A 17264-nucleotide genomic window follows, 5' to 3' on the forward strand; every position below is an offset into this window, starting at 1 on the left:
TGTGACCAGCCCTCGCCGCATTCGATGGCCGCTGTGTGCGAGTTGGTGCCCCGCCCCGGTTGCGGCTCCAAAGCCCCCGCCCAGACAGGGCTGAGAAAGCCCGCCCGGGCGGTGCCCCTTAAAATCCCCGGATTCCAGCCCGCCCGGCGGGTCTACCAGCACCAAAGCCCCTTCCATGAGCTCCTCTGCCTCCTCCACCCCCATCTCCTACAAAGACGCCGGCGTTGACATCGACGCGGGCGACGCGCTGATCGAGCGCATCAAGCCGCTGGCCAAGAAGACCATGCGCGAAGGCGTGCTGGCGGGCATCGGCGGCTTCGGCGCCCTGTTCGAGGTGCCCAAGCGCTACAAGGAGCCCGTGTTGGTGTCTGGCACCGATGGCGTGGGCACCAAGCTCAAGCTGGCGTTCGAATGGAACATGCACGACACCGTGGGCATCGACCTGGTGGCCATGAGCGTGAACGACGTGCTGGTGCAGGGCGCCGAGCCTCTGTTCTTCCTCGACTACTTCGCCTGCGGCAAGCTCGATGTGGACACTGCGGCGGCCGTGATCGGCGGCATTGCCAAGGGCTGCGAGCTGTCCGGCTGTGCCCTGATCGGCGGCGAAACCGCCGAGATGCCCGGCATGTACCCCGCAGGCGAATACGATCTGGCCGGCTTTGCCGTGGGTGCGGTCGAAAAGGCCAAGATCCTGACTGGCCAGGACGTGAAGCCCGGCGACGTGGTGCTGGGCCTGGCCAGCCACGGCGTGCACTCCAATGGCTTCAGCTTGGTGCGCAAGTGCATCGAGCGTGCAGGCGCCACCGCCCCGGCCACGCTGGACGGCAAGCCCTTCAAGCAGGCCATCATGGAGCCCACCCGCCTGTACGTGAAGAACGTGCTGGCCGCACTGGCTGCCCACCCGCATACGCAGGATGCCGGCGGCATCAAGGCCCTGGCCCACATCACCGGCGGCGGCCTGTTGGAGAACATCCCCCGCGTGCTGCCCGACGGCACCGCCGCCCACCTGGCCAAGGGCAGCTGGCCCCAGACCGAGCTGTTCGCCTGGCTGCAGAAGACGGCCGGTATCGACGACATCGAGATGAACCGCACCTTCAACAACGGTATCGGCATGGTGGTGGTGGTGGATGCTGCCGCCGCAGAAGCCACGGCCGCCACGCTGCGCGCCGCGGGCGAGCAGGTGTACGCCATCGGCACCATCGCCGCACGCGGCGACGGTGTGGCCGTGGTCGTGGCCTGAGGTGAAGCAACACCCCCCTGAGCCGCTTCGCGGCTTCCCGCCGGACTCGGCCGCGCCAGTGTCGAGCCATGCAGGTGATGTGCAGCGCCGTGACTGACCAACACCCCACCACGCTACCGCCCCGCGCCCTGAACCTGGGCATCGTGGCAGCCAGTTACGTGCTGATGGCTGCTGTGCTGCTGCTGGTGATGTGGCGCGGCCTGTTACCCGGCCTGTTGTGTGTATGCCTGGGCTTCCTGCTCACCCGCGCCCTCACCGGCTGGTTTGCCCAGGGGCTGGGCCGCATCCAGCGGCAACCCACCCCCTCCGCCACCAGCCTGCGCGTGGCGCAGGTGACGGCGGCGGGCCTGGTGATGCTGCTGCCGCTGGCGCTGCTGGCGGCGGGCCTCACCCACTCGCGCGGCTACCTGGTCAGTGCGCCGCAGCAATACCAGGAACTGCTCACCTACATGGCACGCACGGTGCTGGAGCTGCGCCTGAAGCTGCCCGCCGATGTGGCCTCGCACCTGCCGGAGGGCGTAGCCGATATTCAGCGCATCATCGCCAACTACCTGGGCGCCAAGGCGGGGGCCCTGGCCATGGCGGGGCGTGCCTGGCTGGCGGGGGTGCTGTTTGCCTATGTGGGCCTGCTGATTGGCGCCCTGGCTGCCGTGCGGCCGCCAGTGCTGGCGCGCGGCCCGCTGGCCCAGCAGCTCAAGCTGCGCATCACGCTGTTTGGCGAGGCGTTCCGCCAGATCGTGGCAGCGCAGTTCTGGATTGCAGCGTTCAACACGCTGCTGACCGCGCTGTTCCTGCTGTTTGTGCTGCCGCTGTGGGGCCTGCAACTGCCTTACACGCCTGTGCTCATCACCTTCACCTTTGTGGCGGGGCTGGTGCCCATCGTGGGCAATCTGGTGTGCAACGTGGTGATCACGATCGTCGGCCTGTCAGTGTCGCCGCTGGCGGCTGCGGCATGCCTGGGCTTCCTGATCCTGATCCACAAGGCCGAATACGTGATCAACGCCAAGGTGGTGGGGCGCCGCACGCAGATGGGCGTGTGGGAGCTTCTGAGTGTGATGTTCGTGGCAGAGGCCGTCTTTGGCCCCGCCGGGCTGGTGGCGGCGCCGCTGTTCTACGCCTACCTCAAGAAGGAACTGGTGGCGTCGCGGCTCGTATAGTGGCCCCGCCTCCCGCCGGGCACTGCAGCCGCAGCAGCCTGGCCCCTCCCTCCCCTCTGAGCCCAGCGGCTCACCGAGGGCCATGTGCCCGCCATGCCCCCTGCAGGGACTTTCCCGTGCAAGGCCAGTGCGGGTTATCGCCATGCTGAAAGCCAGCACTCCGGGGCTACCCTGCTCTTTGAACAGATTCTTGATGCCGCGCCCACTCGCCGGACGGCGACAGCGCCTGGTCTCCACTTTTTTCAGGGGCTCCCCATGACCATTGCACGAAAACTGGCACTTCTGGTGCTGAGCGCCCTCCTCGGCATCGCCGTCCTGACCGCGTGGTTCCTGCTGTCCGAGCGCCAGTTGATCCTGGAGGAGCGCCAGACGGGCGTGCGCCAGGTCGTGGAATCCGCCCATGGCATTGCCACACACTTCCACGACCTCAGCACCAAGGGTGGCATGCCCGATGACGAAGCCCGCAAGCGCGCGGCGGCGGCCATTCAGGCGGTGCGCTACAGCGGCAACGAATATGTCTGGATCAACGACATGCACCCCCGCATGGTGATGCACCCGATCCGCCCCGAGCTCAACGGACAAGACCTCACGGCCAACAAGGACCCCAACGGCAAGCAGCTGTTTGTCGAGTTCGTGCGCACTGTGCAGGCCAGCGGCGCGGGCTTCGTGCCCTACCTGTGGCCCAAGGCCGGCAGCGACACGCCGGTGGAGAAAACCTCCTACGTCAAAGGCTTTGCCCCCTGGGGCTGGGTGATCGGTTCGGGCGTCTACATCGACACCGTCAACACCGCCATCTGGCAGCGGGCACTGCGGTTCGGCGTGCTGGCCCTACTGCTGGGGGCCGCCCTGCTGGTACTGGGCACCCTCATATCGCGCAACCTGCTGCGCCAGCTGGGCGGCGAGCCCGGCTACGCGCGCAGCATTGCCCGCAGCATCTCTGAAGGGGATCTGTCGGTGGCAGTCGCCACGCGTGCGGGCGACAGTTCCAGCCTCATGCTGGACATGCAGTCCATGCGCGACAGCCTGCACCGCATCGTGCAGCGGGTGCGCGACGGCACCGAACACATTGCCAGCGCGTCGCAACAGATCGCCGCGGGCAACCACGACCTGTCTGCCCGCACCGAATCCCAGGCCAGCGCGCTGGAGCAGACCGCTGCGTCCATGGAAGAGATGACCTCCAACGTGAAGCAGAACGCCGACAACGCCCGCCAGGCCAGCGTGCTGGCCCAGACCGCCTCGGACGTCGCCCGCAAGGGGGGCGCGGTGGTCGAGAAAGTCGTGCAGACCATGGGCTCGATCGACGCGTCTTCGCGCAAGGTGTCCGACATCACGGGCGTCATCGAGGGCATCGCGTTCCAGACCAACATCCTCGCGCTCAACGCGGCGGTGGAAGCCGCCCGGGCCGGCGAACAGGGGCGGGGCTTTGCGGTGGTGGCCACCGAGGTGCGCAGCCTCGCGCAGCGCTCGTCCGAGGCGGCCAAAGAAATCAAGGCGCTTATCGGCCATTCGGCCGAGCAGGTGAAGGCGGGCGCACAGCTGGCGCAAGAGGCCGGGGCCACCATGCAGAACGTGGTGGACAGCGTGCTGCGCGTGTCGGCCGTGATCGAGGAGATCAGCCAGGCCAGCCGCGAGCAGACCGATGGCATCGAGCAAATCAACGAAGCCGTCTCGCAAATGGACCAGGGCACGCAGCAAAACGCGGCCTTGGTCGAGCAGGCCACCGCCGCCGCCGCCGCCTTGCAGCAGCAGGCCCATCAACTCAAGGAAGTGGTGGCCGCCTTTCAACTGCAGGCGGGTGCACACGCAGAACCATTGGCCGACAGGCGCCAGCCCCGGCTGACCTGAGCCGCTCAGACCATTTACTGCATATTTGATAGCAGAAAATGCCCTACAGAAAAGCGGCAGTGCCTGATCTGATGGCTATTTTTCTTTGAACTGGCGGGCTACAAAGGCCCAGACCAGTGCCGAGGCATCGGGCCCCTGGGGATCGCTGTACGACAGCTGCGCGGCACCACCGCTCCAGGCATGGGCCAGCCCGACCACTTCGCGCAACGCCACAACCGTTCGGCCACGCGCCCGGAACTCGGTCACCCGCATGGCGTGGCGCTGCCCGCGCTGCAAGGTGCGGATGGCGCCCGCCCGCGCACCCAGCGCCTGTGCCCACAACTGTGCCGTGGCGGCCGCATTGCGCACCGACACCACACCATCCGCGTCGCCATGCAGCACCAGCAACGGCGGCAGCAGGCTGCCCGTCGGACTTTTTCCGCCCACAGCGGCAACCGATTCGACAGGTGCCCCGGCCGCCAGGGCGTCAGGCAGATGGGCATCACGCCGCCCATGCATGGCGGCGATGGCGGTGGCCGCGGACTCGGCCGTGCCCGGAGCCACACCCGAATGCATGGCCACGGCGCAAAACCGGTCGGGGTAGAGCGCCGCCATCAGCACGGCCATGCTGCCACCCGCCGACAGGCCCGCCACGGCCACGCGAGAAAGATCCACCGGGTGGCGGCGTGCGAGCTGGTCCACGGCGGCCAGCAGCGTGGCGGCTTCAGCCTCGGCCTTGCCACTGCGGCGTTCGAACCAGTTCCAGCAGCCATGCGCGTTGGCCATGCGTTCCTGCTCGGGGTAGAGCACCAGAAAGCGCTCACGCGCGGCGAGCCGGTTCATGCGCGACACGGCGGCCAGGTCCCGTCCGGTCTGGCCGCAGCCGTGCAGCATGACCAGGAGGGGCAGCTTCTCATCCACCGCCAACGCCAGGCCGGGCGGGGTGTACAGCTGAAACCGCCGCGCGCCCGCAGGCCCTGGTGCAATGCCCGCCAGCCATTTGCCGCTGGCCGGCACCGGCTTGCGGGCGGGGCGAGGGGTTCGCGTGCTGGACGGTTTTTGGGCAGCCACCACCCGCAGCTTTGCCGGCGCCTTGGCGCGCACGGGCTGCACCGCCCGCGTCGCCCGTGCAAACGCCTTCAGGTTGCGCTGGTACGCCCGCGTCAGCGCTGACATCGAAAACAGACGGGAACGGCGGGGCATGGGTGTTTGGGGCAGGACGGGCAAGGAGTTAAGGGAAAACCCTAGTCACCATAACAGCTTATGGCGAACAATTGCACATTGCTACCATATTTATAGCAATAATCCATTACAGGATAAGCGCCAGAGATTGTTTTTATCTCAAAGAATGCCCCACCCGCCCAGCATACCGAAGGCAGCGGGCAGACTACCCCCTCCAATATGGCCTAAATTGATCGAAGCTTGTCTCCAGGAGACGGGACGCCATCTGGTTGCGCTGAGAAGATTCAACCTTCATTTCAACCCGCCTTCGAGTTCACCATGAAAACCTGTCTGATTGTGATTGACGTCCAGGAATCCTTCCGCCACCGCCCCTATTTCACAGCCCAGGATCTGCCGGCCTATCTGCGTGCCCAGAACGCGCTGATCGAAGGCTGTGTGGCACGCGGCGTGCCCGTGGTGCGGGTGTTCCATGCAGAAGGCCCGGCTGTGCCCGAGAACGCTTTCTCTGTCGCGTCGGGCCATGTGCGGGCGCTGGAGGGCCTGGTGGACTTCGAGGCAGCCGCCACCTTCACCAAATCTCGCCACAGCGCGCTGGTGGGCACGGGGCTGGACGTGTGGCTGACACAACACGGCGTCCAGCGCCTGATCGTGAGTGGCATCCGCACCGAGCAGTGCTGCGAGACCACCACCCGCCACGCCTCCGACCTGGGCTGGGAGGTGGACTACGTCACCGACGCAACCCTGACCTGGGACATGGAGCAACCCGACGGCCAGACGCTGGCGGCCGCAGACATCAAGACCCGCACCGCCACCGTGCTGCAGGGCCGGTTTGCCACCCTGAGCACGGTTCAGCAGGCCATCGACCGGGCCGCAGCATGAGCCCGGCCATGAACACCTTCTCCGCACCCCACCCCCTGCAGATCTCCATCCTGTTCTTCGACGAAGTGGAGGCCCTGGACCTGGGCGGCCCCTACGAAGTCTTCACCACTGCCAGCCGCATGCACCAGCGCCTGTACCCCGGCGCGCCCGCACCGTTTGGGGTGCAGTGCGTGGCCCGCAGCATGGCCTCGGTGCGCGCCCGCGCGGGCCTGCGCGTGTTGCCCGATGCGGACTTTGCCACCGCCGCCACGCCCGATGTGCTCATCGTGCCGGGTGGTGTGGTCGATGCCGCCGCTGCCTGCCAAAGCACCCGCGCGTGGGTTGCCCAGGCGGCGGGCGGTGCGCAGATCACAGCCTCGGTGTGCACGGGCGCCTTTATTTTGGCGGCGGCAGGTGTCCTCACCGAGGGGCCCGCCACCACGCACTGGGAGGACATTGCCGACCTGCGCGCTCAGTTTCCTGCGCTCGACGTGCGGGAGAATGTGCGCTGGGTGGACCGGGGTGCGCTGGTCACGTCCGCGGGCATCAGCGCCGGCATCGACATGAGCCTGCACCTGGTCACGCGCCTCGTCGGCGCCGCGCTGTCCGAGCGCACCGCCCGCCAGATGGATACCCCGTGGAACAACAAGCCTTGACCCCCCTGTGCCGCTGCGCGTCACCCCCCCGAGGGGGACGCCGCCCGTGGACTGGCAAAGCCCGTTCCACGGTGGCACTGGCCTCGGTTGCGCCAGTTTTATGACGGGTCAACAGGAACAAGTGATGTCCAACACACTGCCCCAGCCCATCCACGTGTACTTTGCTTTGCTACCGGGCAGCCTGGTGCTGGACTGGGCGGGCCCGGCCGAGGCGCTGCGCATTGCCAACCAGACCCTGGTCAACCAGGGCCAGCCCGCGCGGTTTGTGCAGCACTTCGTGAGCCCCACTCCCCAATCCGTGTCTTCGGTGGGCGCCGTGCTGACAGGGCTGGAGCCGCTGCCCGCCACCTTGCCCTCACCCGCGTGGGTGGTGCTGGTGGGGCTGGCGGGACAACACATCGACGTGGAAGGCGAAGAGGCGCGCGCCCTGCTGCACTGGCTGCGCGGGCTGCGGCCCGTGGCGGGGCAGCTGGACCTGATCACGGTGTGCGCCGGGTCGGTGCTGGCCGCCCATGCGGGCCTGCTGACGGGCCGCCGCGCCACCACCCACCACCAGCACCTGGATGAACTGGCTGCCGTGGACCCGCGCTGCGACGTGGTGGCCAACCGCGTGTTTGTGGCCGATGGCGCCGTGTACAGCAGCGCGGGCGTGACCACGGGCATCGACCTGCTGCTGCACCGTCTCTCCGACACCTGCGGCCCCGCGCTGGCGGCCCAGGTCGCGCAGTCCATGGTGGTGGCGCTGCGCCGGGGACCCAACGACCCCGAGTTTTCCCCCTTTCTGCACCACCGCAACCACCTGCACCCCGCCCTGCACCGTGTGCAGGACGCCGTGGGCCAGCAGCCGCAGGCCGACTGGAGCGTGCCGCAGATGGCCGAGGTGGCCCACACTTCGCCCCGGCACCTCACGCGGCTGTTTCTGGAGCACGCGGGCATTGCGCCGCTGCAGTACCTGCGCCGCATCCGCCTGGCCACGGCCGAGGCCGCGCTGCGGTCTGGCCAGAACGTGACGCAGGCGGCGCTGATGGCAGGCTTCAGCTCGGACACTCAGCTGCGGCGCGCCTGGCACCAGTTCGGGCGCGGCGGCACGCCGTCGCAGGGCACCTTCCGAGGGCACACGCACTGAGCGTCCGCAAGCGCGCATTTCACGCCCACGGCCCATAATCAATGTCCATCGCGACTGCCCCATACCGCCATGAAAGAGCCCCCTCGCCCCGCCAATGAGGACGACCGCCTGCAGGCCCTGCGCCAGTTGCTGATACTGGACACCCCTCCCGAGGAGCGTTTTGACCGGCTCACGGCATTTGCCGCGCAGGAGTTCGACATGCCCATCGTGCTGCTGTCGCTCATCGACGAGCAGCGGCAATGGTTCAAGTCGCGCCACGGGCTGGATGTGTGCGAGACCGCACGTGGCATCTCGTTTTGCGGCCACGCCATCCTGCAGGACGACACGCTGGTGGTGCCCGATGTGGCGCTGGACGACCGCTTTGCCGACAACCCGCTGGTCACCGGCGATCCCCACATCCAGTTCTACGCCGGCGCACCACTGAAGATGCCGGGCGGAGAGAACATCGGCACGCTGTGCCTCATCGACCGCACACCGCGCCAGCTGGACGCGATCGACCTGGCCATCCTCGCGTCCCTGCGCGACCTGGCGGTGGAGGAGCTGGTGCGCCGCGCCCACGGGGAGCCCGCACGATGAGCAGCGCATCCCCATTGGACATTCTTCTCGTGGAGCCCAGCTCGCTCACCGGCAGCATCATCGTGGCCACGGCGCGCCAGTTGAACCTGCCTGCAGTGCGCCAGGTGGGCACGGTGCGCAACGCGCAGCAGCAACTCGCGGCCAAGGACTTCTCGGGCGTCATCGTCTCGCTGGACGAAGCTCCCGAAGCCGTGGCACTGCTCGAACAGGTGCGCAGCGCCCAGTTCGCAGTGGACGCCCAAGTGCCCGTGGCGGTGACCACGACCCAGGTCGATGCATCGACCGCCGTGCAGATGAAGGCGTTGCAGGTGCGGCGCGTGTTGCTCAAGCCCTTCAAGGTGCGGGACGTGATCTCGACCATCGAGATGCTCAAGGGCTCGGCCCAGACGTAGAAATTCAGGCCTTTTTGGCCGCTAGCGCTTGATGGACAAGCGCTACCTGCTATTCAAAAAATAGCAATGGAACTACTGAGCTGCGTGGCGCGGGCAGCACCGGCGGCGGCATCAGGCGTCTTGCACCAGCCACCCTGCGCAAAGCGCGCTCAGTACATCTCAGGCACATACATCGGCGCGGGCACGGGTTGGCGCAAATACTCAGGGTTGCGCACCCGGTCCGGCAGCACCACCGCCGGGTGGGGCACATCCTGGTAGGGCAGTTGCGACAGCAGGTGGGCGATGCAATTGAGGCGCGCCTTTTTCTTGTCCACCGCCTGCACCACCCACCAGGGCGCCTCGGGGATGTGGGTGCGCTCCAGCATGGTTTCCTTGGCCTTGGTATAGGCTTCCCAGCGCACGCGGCTTTCCAGGTCCATGGGGCTGAGCTTCCACTGCTTGAGCGGGTCGTGGATGCGGCCCAGAAAGCGCAGGTGCTGCTCTTCGTCGGTGATGGAGAACCAGTATTTGACGAGTGTGATGCCCGAACGCACGAGCATCTTTTCAAACTCGGGCACGGTGCGGAAGAACTCTTCGTATTCGTCGTCGGTGCAAAAGCCCATCACGCGCTCCACACCCGCGCGGTTGTACCAGCTGCGGTCAAACAGCACCATCTCGCCAGCGGCGGGCAGGTGCGCCACGTAGCGCTGGAAGTACCACTGCGTGCGCTCGCGGTCATTGGGTGCTGGCAGCGCAGCCACGCGGGCCACGCGGGGGTTCAGGCGCTGGGTGATGCGCTTGATCACGCCGCCCTTGCCGGCGGCGTCGCGCCCCTCGAACAGGATCACCACCTTCTGGCGGCTGTGCTGCACCCAGTCCTGCAGCTTGACGAGTTCGCCCTGCAGGCGAAACAGCTCCTTGAAGTAGAGCTGGCGTGCCAGCTTGTCCGTGGACTGCAACGCTCCGAGGTCATCGACATCGCGGTCCTCGATCTCCAGCTCCAGCTCTTCGTCATAGCTGTCGATCAGGTCGTTGGCGATGCGTTGCATCAAGTCCTGGGTATCAAGGGTGTTCTGGTGAAACATGGGCAACAGATCCGAGCGGGCAAAGAGACAGACAGATGCGCCATCGTGGGGCCGGCCGGTGACAGTGTTGTGACACCGGCGTGATCTGTCACGGGGTTGTCACGCCCGCGCCGCACCATGCAGCCGTGCCCGCTGTTGTTTGTCCACTCCCGTCCGCCCCTTTCCCGCCGTGAACACCCACCTGAACTACGGCGGAGATGCCGCCGGGCTGATCTGCGGCTACCTGCTGGGCGCAGGCACCGCGCCACACGAAGTCGATACCGTGCAGGCCGCACAGTGGTTGGCGGGCCTACACCCCCATGGCACGGCCAGCGGCCACCGTACGCCGCCACCACAAGGCACCTTCCTGTGGCTGCACTTCAACCTGAGCCACGCCCAGGCCGTGCGCTGGATGGAGCGGCATGCCGACCTGCCCGAAGCCTTTTTTGATGCGCTCAAGGACCGCTCGGTGTCCACCCGCATCGAGCGCGACGACGACACGCTGATTGCCGTGCTCAACGACGCACACTTTGATTTTGCGTTCGAGCCTTCGGACATTGCGACCCTGTGGACCAGCGTGGCGCCGCACCTGATGGTGACGGGGCGCACCCGCCCGCTGCGCTCGGTGGACGCACTGCGCACGGCGGTGCGCAGCGGCAACGCGCCCTGCTCCAGCGTGGCCCTGCTGGCCGAGCTGATGCGCACGCAGGCCTCGGGCCTGGTGGACATCGTGCGCGGCGTGACCCAGCGCATCGACGATGTGGAGGACGCGCTGCTGGCTGGCCGGCTGGACCACAAACGCGCGCGGCTCGGCGTGCTGCGGCGCCTGCTGGTGCGCCTGCAGCGGCTGCTGGCGCCCGAGCCGGCGGCGCTGTTCCGCCTGCTGCAGCACCCGCCTGCCTGGATGGGCGCAGACGATGCGCAAGAGCTGCGCGATTCGACTGAAGAGTTCTCGGTGGTACTGCGCGACATGCAGGGCCTGCAGGAGCGCATCAAGCTGCTGCAGGAAGAAATCGCTGCCAGCGTGCAGGAGGCGAACAGCCGCAGCCTGTTTGTGCTGACGGTTGTGACCGTGCTGGCCCTCCCCATCAACATCCTTGCGGGGCTGTTCGGCATGAACGTCGGCGGCGTGCCGCTGGCCGACAACGGGCATGGCTTCTGGATCATCGTGGCCGTGGTGGCGGCCTTCACGGCGGTGGCGGGCTGGCTGGCCTTGCGGGGCACGGGGGACTCATAGGAGCCTGGCTCCGGGCGCTGACGGAGCCCTCTACAATCGCGCCCCTTGCCCGCTCCCGATTGCCTCCTCTGCCATGAACATCGTCGTCAACGAAGAACTCAAAGCCTACATCGAACCCCTGACCCCCGACGAGCATGAGGCGCTGGAGCGCAGCATCCTGGCCGAAGGTTGCCGCGACGCGCTGGTGCTGTGGGGCGACGTGCTGGTGGATGGGCACAACCGCTATGGCATCTGCCAAAAGCACAGCCTGCCCTTCCAGACCGTGCAAAACCCGCGCTTTCAGTCCATGGAAGACGTGCACCTGTGGATGATCGACCAGCATCTGGGGCGCCGCAGTGTGTCGGACTTCCAGCGCGGCGTACTGGCCCTGCGCAAGCGCGAGATCATGGCCGACCGCAAGGCCCGCGCAGCGACGTCCCCAGAGGCCGAAGCAGCCACCGCAGCCCCTGACACTCCCGAGGCAACCGCCGCCCTGCCCGCACCCGATCCACTGAACAGCCGCGAGGCCATTGCCAAGGCCGCACGCCTGAGCAGCAGCCAGGTGGTGATGATCGAAAAAATCCAGAAGCAGGCCGCCCCCGAACTGGTGGCGGCCGTGAAGTCCGGCACCATCTCCATCAACGCCGCCGCCGCCGTGGCCACGCTGCCCGCCGAAGAGCAGGTGGCGGCCGTCGTTGCGGGCAAGGACGAACTCAAGCAGGCTGCCAAGCGCGTGCGCGAACTCAACAAGCGCAAGCCGCGCGACGAAGCACCTTCCGAAGAAAGCCCCGCAGCAGAGGCAGGCACCAGCGCCGAGGGAACTACCGACGAGTTGCAGGCCCTGCGCCACCGCGTGGCAGAACTCACCGCCGAAAACACCGAACTGCGCCAGCAACTGGCGCAGCTACAAGCCGACCAGCCGGCGAGCAGTGCGCCGTTCTAGCTGCGCAGTGCGTTGAGGCGGTCGGCAATCAGATCGATGTCCAGCCCGTCTTCCGCATGGGCCAGATAGGCTTCCAGGTCGGCCATCGCTTCGAGGGTGTTGCCGCGCTCGGCATGGGCCAGTCCCCGGTCACGCCGCTCGCCCCAGGCGTCAGGCAGCAGCACGATGAGCCGGTCAAGCACGGTGATCAGGCGCTGCCAGTCCTGCTGCGTGCGATGCACCTCTTTCAGGTTGCGCAGCATGCGCGCGATGATGTCGCGCGGCGTGGCGGCCTGCAGGTACAGGCCCAGCGGCACATCGTAGTCGTCCACCAGGCCGTTGCGGCGCTTGTAGGGTTCCAGCCGCTCGGCCAGCTCTTCGCGGCTGAGGGATTGGCCCGAGATCGGGTCCAGCACCACCTGTCCTTTGGGCAGCAGCACCTTGACCATGAAGTGCCCAGGGAATGCAATGCCCCGCGCATGCAGGCCCAGTCCCTGGGCCAGCTCCATCCACAACACGGCCAGCGAAATCGGGATGCCCCGGCGCGTGCGCAGCACAGCGTTGAGGTAGCTGTTTTCGGGGTCGTAGTAATTGTTGATGTTGCCGCCAAAGCCCAGGTCGGCAAAGAAGAACTGGTTGAGCGTGCGCAAGCGCTGCAGCGCCGGGGCATCGGCAGGCAGGCGGCGCTTGATGCGCGCGAGCAGCTGGTCCATATCACCCAGCAATTGCTGCATGTCGAGCTCGGGGTATTCGTCTTGCGCCAGGCTGGCTGCAGCCTCCAGCAGCGGGAAGTGGTCATCGCTTTGCACCAGCGATGCAAAGTACTCCAGCGAGGTGGGTACGGAATAGCTCAGGGACATGGTGGAGTTGTAAGTGCCCCGCCGGATGGCGTCAAGCGACAGAAAGCCCCTCTTGACAGGGCATTTGCGGCCTTCGCTGGAATCAGCGCCGCAACAGCTGGCGCAGCTTGAGCCCGGCTGCCCACAGCGCGCCAAAGTACACCACGGCAGCAGCAGCCATGAGCGCCGCCAGCAACCCTATTCGCCGAAGGGTTTGCCCCTTCATTTCCACCCAATCGAAGTGCTGCGCACCCCATACCAGCAGCACCGCCAGCAAGGCGCTCGCAGCGATCACCTGCAGGGCGAACTTGCCCCAGCCTGGCAGAGGCCGGTAGCTGCCGCGCCGCAGCAGACCGATCAACAGCCAACCGGCATTGATAAGTGCGCCAATGCCGATGGTCAATGTCAGGGCGGCATGCTGCAGATAACGCACCAGCACCAGGTTCATCAACTGGGTCAACACCAGCACCGCCACCGCAATGAGCATGGGGGTGCGCATGTCATGTTTGGCATAGAAACCGGGCGCCAGCACCTTGATGGCCACAATGCCCACCAGGCCCACGCCATAACCCGTCAGGGCCAGGGTGGTCTTCCGCACGTCTTCGTCACCAAACGCGCCATAGTGGTACAGCACCGCCACCAGCGGCTCTGAAAAGACCAGCAAGGCCACCATGCAGGGCACTGACAACAGCACCACCAGGCGCAGCCCCCAGTCAAGCATGGCCGAGTACCTTTCGTCGTCCTGCTTGGCGCGGGCGCTGGCCAGCTGCGGCATCAGCACCACCCCCAGTGCGACGCCCAGCAGCGCGGTCGGCAGCTCCATCAGACGGTCTGCGTAGGTGATCCAACTCACGCTGCCGGTGGCGAGGTGCGAGGCAATCTGGGTATTGATCAGCAGCGATATCTGCGCCACGCTCACCCCCAGCAGCGCGGGCAGCATCAGGCGCGCCACCTTGCGCGTGGTGGGGTCGGCCCAGGCGGCACGAATGGCCGCCCAGCGCACCCCAATGCGCGGCAGCAGCCCCAGGCGCACCAGCGCAGGCACCTGGATGGCCAGTTGCAGCAAGCCACCCAGCATCACCCCCGCCGCCTGGGCGTAGATGGGCTCGATGCCATGGCGGGAAAACCAGGGTGCGCCCACCGTGATGGACAGGATCAGGGCGATGTTGAGCAGCACGGGCGACGCCGCCGGTACCGCAAACTTCTTCCAGGTATTGAGAATGCCCCCCGCCAGCGCCACCAGCGACATGAAGCCGATGTAGGGAAACATCCAGCGCGTCATCGTTACGGCAGCGTCAAAACCCTGGGGCGACTGCTTGAGCCCGCTGGCCATGCCCCACACCATCCAGGGAGCGCCCAGCACACCGGCAATACACAGCAGCACCAGCGTCCACGCGAGCAAGGTGCCTACATGGTTGATCAGTGCACGGGCCCCCTCGTCGCCCTCCTGGGCGCGGGTGGCAGACAGCACCGGAACAAAGGCCTGGCTGAAGGCGCCTTCGCCCAGGACTCGGCGGAACAGATTGGGGATGCGGAACGCTACGTTGAACGCATCCGTCATCGCACTGACCCCGAAAACCGAGGCCATAAGCAGCTCTCGCACCAGCCCGGTGATGCGGGAGACAAAGGTCAGAAGGGAAACGGTAGAGGCGGCTTTGAACAGTGACACCGCAGGGAGTGTATTCCCCCTGAGTCGCTTCGCGTCTTCCCCCGGAGGAGGACGCGCCCAGCGGCCAGGCAGGGCCAGTCCGACGGGTGGGCTCGCGATGGCGCTGCGCCGGTTGTGAACACCGCGGCGATGAACAAACTGCCTTGGGCTATAATCGCGGGCTTTGCTGGCATCATCCACAGACCCAAGGAACTAAATCATGGCATCCGCTAAACCAAAGAAGAAGAACCCGCGCCTGGCGTCGGGCCGCAAGCGCGTCCGTCAGGACATCAAGCTCAACGCTGCGAACACCTCGCTGCGCTCCAAATACCGTACCGCTGTCAAGAACGTCGAAAAGGCTGTTCTGTCCGGCGACAAGACCAAGGCGACCGAACTGTTCGCCAAGATGCAAGCCGTGGTGGACACCGTGGCTGACAAGGGCATCTTCCACAAGAACAAGGCTGCTCGCGACAAGAGCCGCCTGTCTGCCAAGGTGAAAGCCCTGGCACTGGCAGCCGCCTAACCAACCCACCGCCTGCCCCGGCAGGCAAACAGCCCGAACGGTATGTGCCGTTCGCCGTTTGTAACGGGTGCGCTGCCAGCAAAAAAACGAATTAAACCGCCTTCGGGCGGTTTTTTCGTTTCTGGACGGGAAAGAAGCGCCAAGCCAGCAGGGGCGGCGCATATGAGGGCACGGCTTCAGGCCACCCAATATTGAAATCCGAGAAAGGATAGAGAGCGCGCGGGCCGAAAAAGACGCCCTTCAGCCACAAGCTGCCAGGTCACAGGCCAGATCAGGGCTTGACGGACGGGAGATCGGGCAGAAGGCAAGCTTCGGCCACCTGCAGGTTGTTGTCGCGCGCGAAGTTGATGACGAAGTCCCAGGCCATGGGCTCATGGCCCTGCAGGTCGCGGTGCACCACCACACATTTCACGCCATTGAGCGTGGTGGGAATGCACCAGGGCGAATAGCTCAGATGGCTGCCAGGGCGCGCGCCACCCGGGCGGAAACTGCTCATCACCCCGGCCAGACGCTCGGCCCAGTCGCTGGGCCGAAAGGTTTTCCCGTCGTGGGTGATGCCCTGAATGAAGACTTCTTTGGAGGAGGGGGAAACCATCGGGGAGTGGAGTGGTAATGAGCGCGCCAGACACAGGATCACTGCATGCTGCACCGCAGCGCGACATTCTAACTCTTATATAAGAGCTAGCTCCCTAATCCCCGTGCCAGGCCATAGATAGACACCGAAATTCAGGGTTTGGCCCGCATTGCAGTAATGCGCAATCGTCAACAGCCATTCACCGTGCTCCCCCTAGAATCGTGCTTCGTTTTTCCGGGTTTATGGCCACCAGCCAACCCATCACCGCACCGTCTGGAGATTTCTGCATGACCGCTACCACCCCGGCAGCTTCGCCCCACGTGATGAACACCTATGGCCGCGTACCCATTGCGCTGGCCCGTGGGCAAGGCTGCCGAGTCTGGGACGTCAACGGCAAAGAATACCTCGATGGCCTGGGTGGCATCGCCGTGAACACGCTGGGGCACAACCACCCGAAGCTGGTGCCCGCACTGCAAGACCAGATCACCAATCTGATCCACACCTCCAACTACTACCACGTGCCCCTGCAGGAGCAACTGGCGGCCAAGCTGGTGGAGCTGTCGGGCATGAGCAACGTGTTTTTCTGCAACTCGGGCCTCGAGGCCAACGAGGCCGCCCTGAAGATTGCACGCAAGTTCGGTGTGGACAAGGGCATCGCCAAGCCCGAGATCGTGGTGTATGAGAAGGCCTTCCACGGCCGGTCGATTGCCACGATGTCAGCCACCGGCAACCCCAAGATCTACAGTGGCTTCGGCCCGCTGGTCGAAGGCTTTGTGCGCGTGCCGCTCAACGATATCGAGGCGATCAAGAAGGCCACCGAAGGCAACCCCAATGTGGTGGCCGTGTTCTTCGAAACGATTCAGGGCGAAGGCGGCATCAACCCCATGCGGGTCGAATACCTGCAGCAGCTGCGCAAGCTGTGCGACGAGCGCGGCTGGCTCATGATGATCGACGAAGTGCAGTGTGGCGTGGGCCGCACCGGCAAATGGTTTGCCCACCAGTGGGCAGGCATCGTTCCCGACGTGATGCCACTGGCCAAGGGCCTGGGCTCGGGCGTGCCGATTGGCGCCGTGGTGGCCGGCCCCAAGGCCGCCAATGTGCTGCAGCCCGGCAACCACGGCACCACCTTTGGCGGCAACCCGCTGGCCATGCGTGCAGGGGTCGAGACGATCCGCATCATGGAAGAAGAAGGCCTGCTGCAAAATGCGGCCAAGGTGGGCGACCACCTGCGGGCCGCGCTGCAGCGCGAACTGGGCAGCCTGCCCGGCCTGAAGGAGATCCGGGGCCAGGGCCTGATGCTCGGCATTGAGCTGAACAAGCCCTGCGGCGCACTGATTGGCCGTGCGGCCGAAGTGGGCCTGCTATTGTCCGTGACAGCCGACAGCGTGATCCGCCTGGTGCCCCCGCTGATCCTGACCACTGCCGAAGCCGACGAGATCGTCGCCAAACTGACCCCGCTGGTCAAAGCCATACTGGCTGAATGAAGAG

At 66.0% G+C, this 17264-nt stretch carries 17 protein-coding genes; 12 read left to right on the forward strand and 5 right to left on the reverse strand.

Annotation, left to right across the window (positions count from 1 at the left end; genetic code table 11):
* The first annotated feature begins 175 nt into the window (after positions 1 to 175).
* The 3 genes from purM to ASE39_RS25335 all read left to right on the forward strand — a co-directional run bounded on the left by purM (position 176) and on the right by ASE39_RS25335 (position 4242).
* Positions 176 to 1240, forward strand: coding sequence for a phosphoribosylformylglycinamidine cyclo-ligase (gene purM, locus ASE39_RS25325; RefSeq protein WP_057225366.1), 1065 nt, complete (start codon positions 176 to 178; stop codon positions 1238 to 1240).
* 77 nt (positions 1241 to 1317) lie between these two features.
* Positions 1318 to 2397: an AI-2E family transporter gene (locus tag ASE39_RS25330; RefSeq protein ID WP_010459228.1), complete on the forward strand. Its 1080-nt coding sequence runs from the start codon at positions 1318 to 1320 to the stop codon at positions 2395 to 2397.
* Between the two features lie 255 nt (positions 2398 to 2652).
* The gene (locus tag ASE39_RS25335) at positions 2653 to 4242 is read left to right on the forward strand and encodes a methyl-accepting chemotaxis protein (protein WP_057272933.1); all 1590 of its coding nucleotides are present in this window, start codon (positions 2653 to 2655) and stop codon (positions 4240 to 4242) included.
* A gap of 75 nt (positions 4243 to 4317) precedes the next feature.
* Here the strand turns inward: ASE39_RS25335 and ASE39_RS25340 are convergent, their stop codons facing one another.
* A complete protein-coding gene (locus ASE39_RS25340) occupies positions 4318 to 5424 on the reverse strand; it encodes a PHB depolymerase family esterase (protein WP_057225364.1) in 1107 nt (368 codons plus the stop codon).
* Between the two features lie 297 nt (positions 5425 to 5721).
* Between ASE39_RS25340 and ASE39_RS25345 the strand changes: the two genes are divergently transcribed.
* The 5 genes from ASE39_RS25345 to ASE39_RS25365 all read left to right on the forward strand — a co-directional run bounded on the left by ASE39_RS25345 (position 5722) and on the right by ASE39_RS25365 (position 9011).
* The gene (locus ASE39_RS25345) at positions 5722 to 6282 is read left to right on the forward strand and encodes an isochorismatase family protein (RefSeq protein WP_057272934.1); all 561 of its coding nucleotides are present in this window, start codon (positions 5722 to 5724) and stop codon (positions 6280 to 6282) included.
* Between the two features lie 8 nt (positions 6283 to 6290).
* On the forward strand, positions 6291 to 6917 hold the full coding sequence (locus ASE39_RS25350; RefSeq protein ID WP_057272972.1) for a DJ-1/PfpI family protein: 627 nt from the start codon (positions 6291 to 6293) through the stop codon (positions 6915 to 6917).
* Between the two features lie 124 nt (positions 6918 to 7041).
* On the forward strand, positions 7042 to 8043 hold the full coding sequence (locus tag ASE39_RS25355) for a helix-turn-helix domain-containing protein (protein ID WP_010459217.1): 1002 nt from the start codon (positions 7042 to 7044) through the stop codon (positions 8041 to 8043).
* 69 nt (positions 8044 to 8112) lie between these two features.
* The gene (locus ASE39_RS25360) at positions 8113 to 8619 is read left to right on the forward strand and encodes a GAF domain-containing protein (RefSeq protein WP_057272935.1); all 507 of its coding nucleotides are present in this window, start codon (positions 8113 to 8115) and stop codon (positions 8617 to 8619) included.
* The gene (locus ASE39_RS25365; RefSeq protein ID WP_057272936.1) at positions 8616 to 9011 is read left to right on the forward strand and encodes a histidine kinase; all 396 of its coding nucleotides are present in this window, start codon (positions 8616 to 8618) and stop codon (positions 9009 to 9011) included. The genes ASE39_RS25360 and ASE39_RS25365 overlap by 4 nt, the downstream gene beginning before the upstream one ends.
* A gap of 149 nt (positions 9012 to 9160) precedes the next feature.
* Here the strand turns inward: ASE39_RS25365 and ppk2 are convergent, their stop codons facing one another.
* On the reverse strand, positions 9161 to 10075 hold the full coding sequence (gene ppk2, locus ASE39_RS25370; protein WP_010459211.1) for a polyphosphate kinase 2: 915 nt from the start codon (positions 10073 to 10075) through the stop codon (positions 9161 to 9163).
* A gap of 169 nt (positions 10076 to 10244) precedes the next feature.
* On the opposite strand from ppk2, the gene ASE39_RS25375 reads away from it, so the two are divergent.
* A complete protein-coding gene (locus tag ASE39_RS25375; RefSeq protein WP_057272937.1) occupies positions 10245 to 11291 on the forward strand; it encodes a transporter in 1047 nt (348 codons plus the stop codon).
* Positions 11292 to 11364: 73 nt separating this feature from the next.
* A complete protein-coding gene (locus tag ASE39_RS25380; RefSeq protein WP_057272938.1) occupies positions 11365 to 12213 on the forward strand; it encodes a hypothetical protein in 849 nt (282 codons plus the stop codon).
* Here ASE39_RS25380 and ASE39_RS25385 read toward each other — a convergent pair.
* On the reverse strand, positions 12210 to 13052 hold the full coding sequence (locus ASE39_RS25385) for a transglutaminase-like domain-containing protein (protein ID WP_057272939.1): 843 nt from the start codon (positions 13050 to 13052) through the stop codon (positions 12210 to 12212). The two genes, ASE39_RS25380 and ASE39_RS25385, sit on opposite strands and share 4 nt — an antisense overlap.
* An 82-nt stretch (positions 13053 to 13134) precedes the next feature.
* The gene (gene murJ / locus ASE39_RS25390) at positions 13135 to 14700 is read right to left on the reverse strand and encodes a murein biosynthesis integral membrane protein MurJ (RefSeq protein ID WP_057272940.1); all 1566 of its coding nucleotides are present in this window, start codon (positions 14698 to 14700) and stop codon (positions 13135 to 13137) included.
* Positions 14701 to 14899: 199 nt separating this feature from the next.
* On the opposite strand from murJ, the gene rpsT reads away from it, so the two are divergent.
* Positions 14900 to 15202, forward strand: coding sequence for a 30S ribosomal protein S20 (rpsT, locus tag ASE39_RS25395; protein ID WP_010459202.1), 303 nt, complete (start codon positions 14900 to 14902; stop codon positions 15200 to 15202).
* Positions 15203 to 15473: 271 nt separating this feature from the next.
* Here rpsT and ASE39_RS25400 read toward each other — a convergent pair whose 3' ends face one another.
* Positions 15474 to 15797: a DUF3579 domain-containing protein gene (locus tag ASE39_RS25400; RefSeq protein ID WP_010459200.1), complete on the reverse strand. Its 324-nt coding sequence runs from the start codon at positions 15795 to 15797 to the stop codon at positions 15474 to 15476.
* Between the two features lie 266 nt (positions 15798 to 16063).
* Here ASE39_RS25400 and ASE39_RS25405 point away from each other — a divergent pair, with 266 nt between their 5' ends.
* Complete coding sequence (locus tag ASE39_RS25405; protein ID WP_057272973.1) at positions 16064 to 17260, forward strand: aspartate aminotransferase family protein; 1197 nt, start codon at positions 16064 to 16066, stop codon at positions 17258 to 17260.
* Positions 17261 to 17264 lie beyond the last annotated feature (4 nt).

Origin of the sequence: Acidovorax sp. Root267, assembly GCF_001429215.1 — a bacterium.
Lineage (GTDB): Bacteria > Pseudomonadota > Gammaproteobacteria > Burkholderiales > Burkholderiaceae_C > Acidovorax > Acidovorax radicis.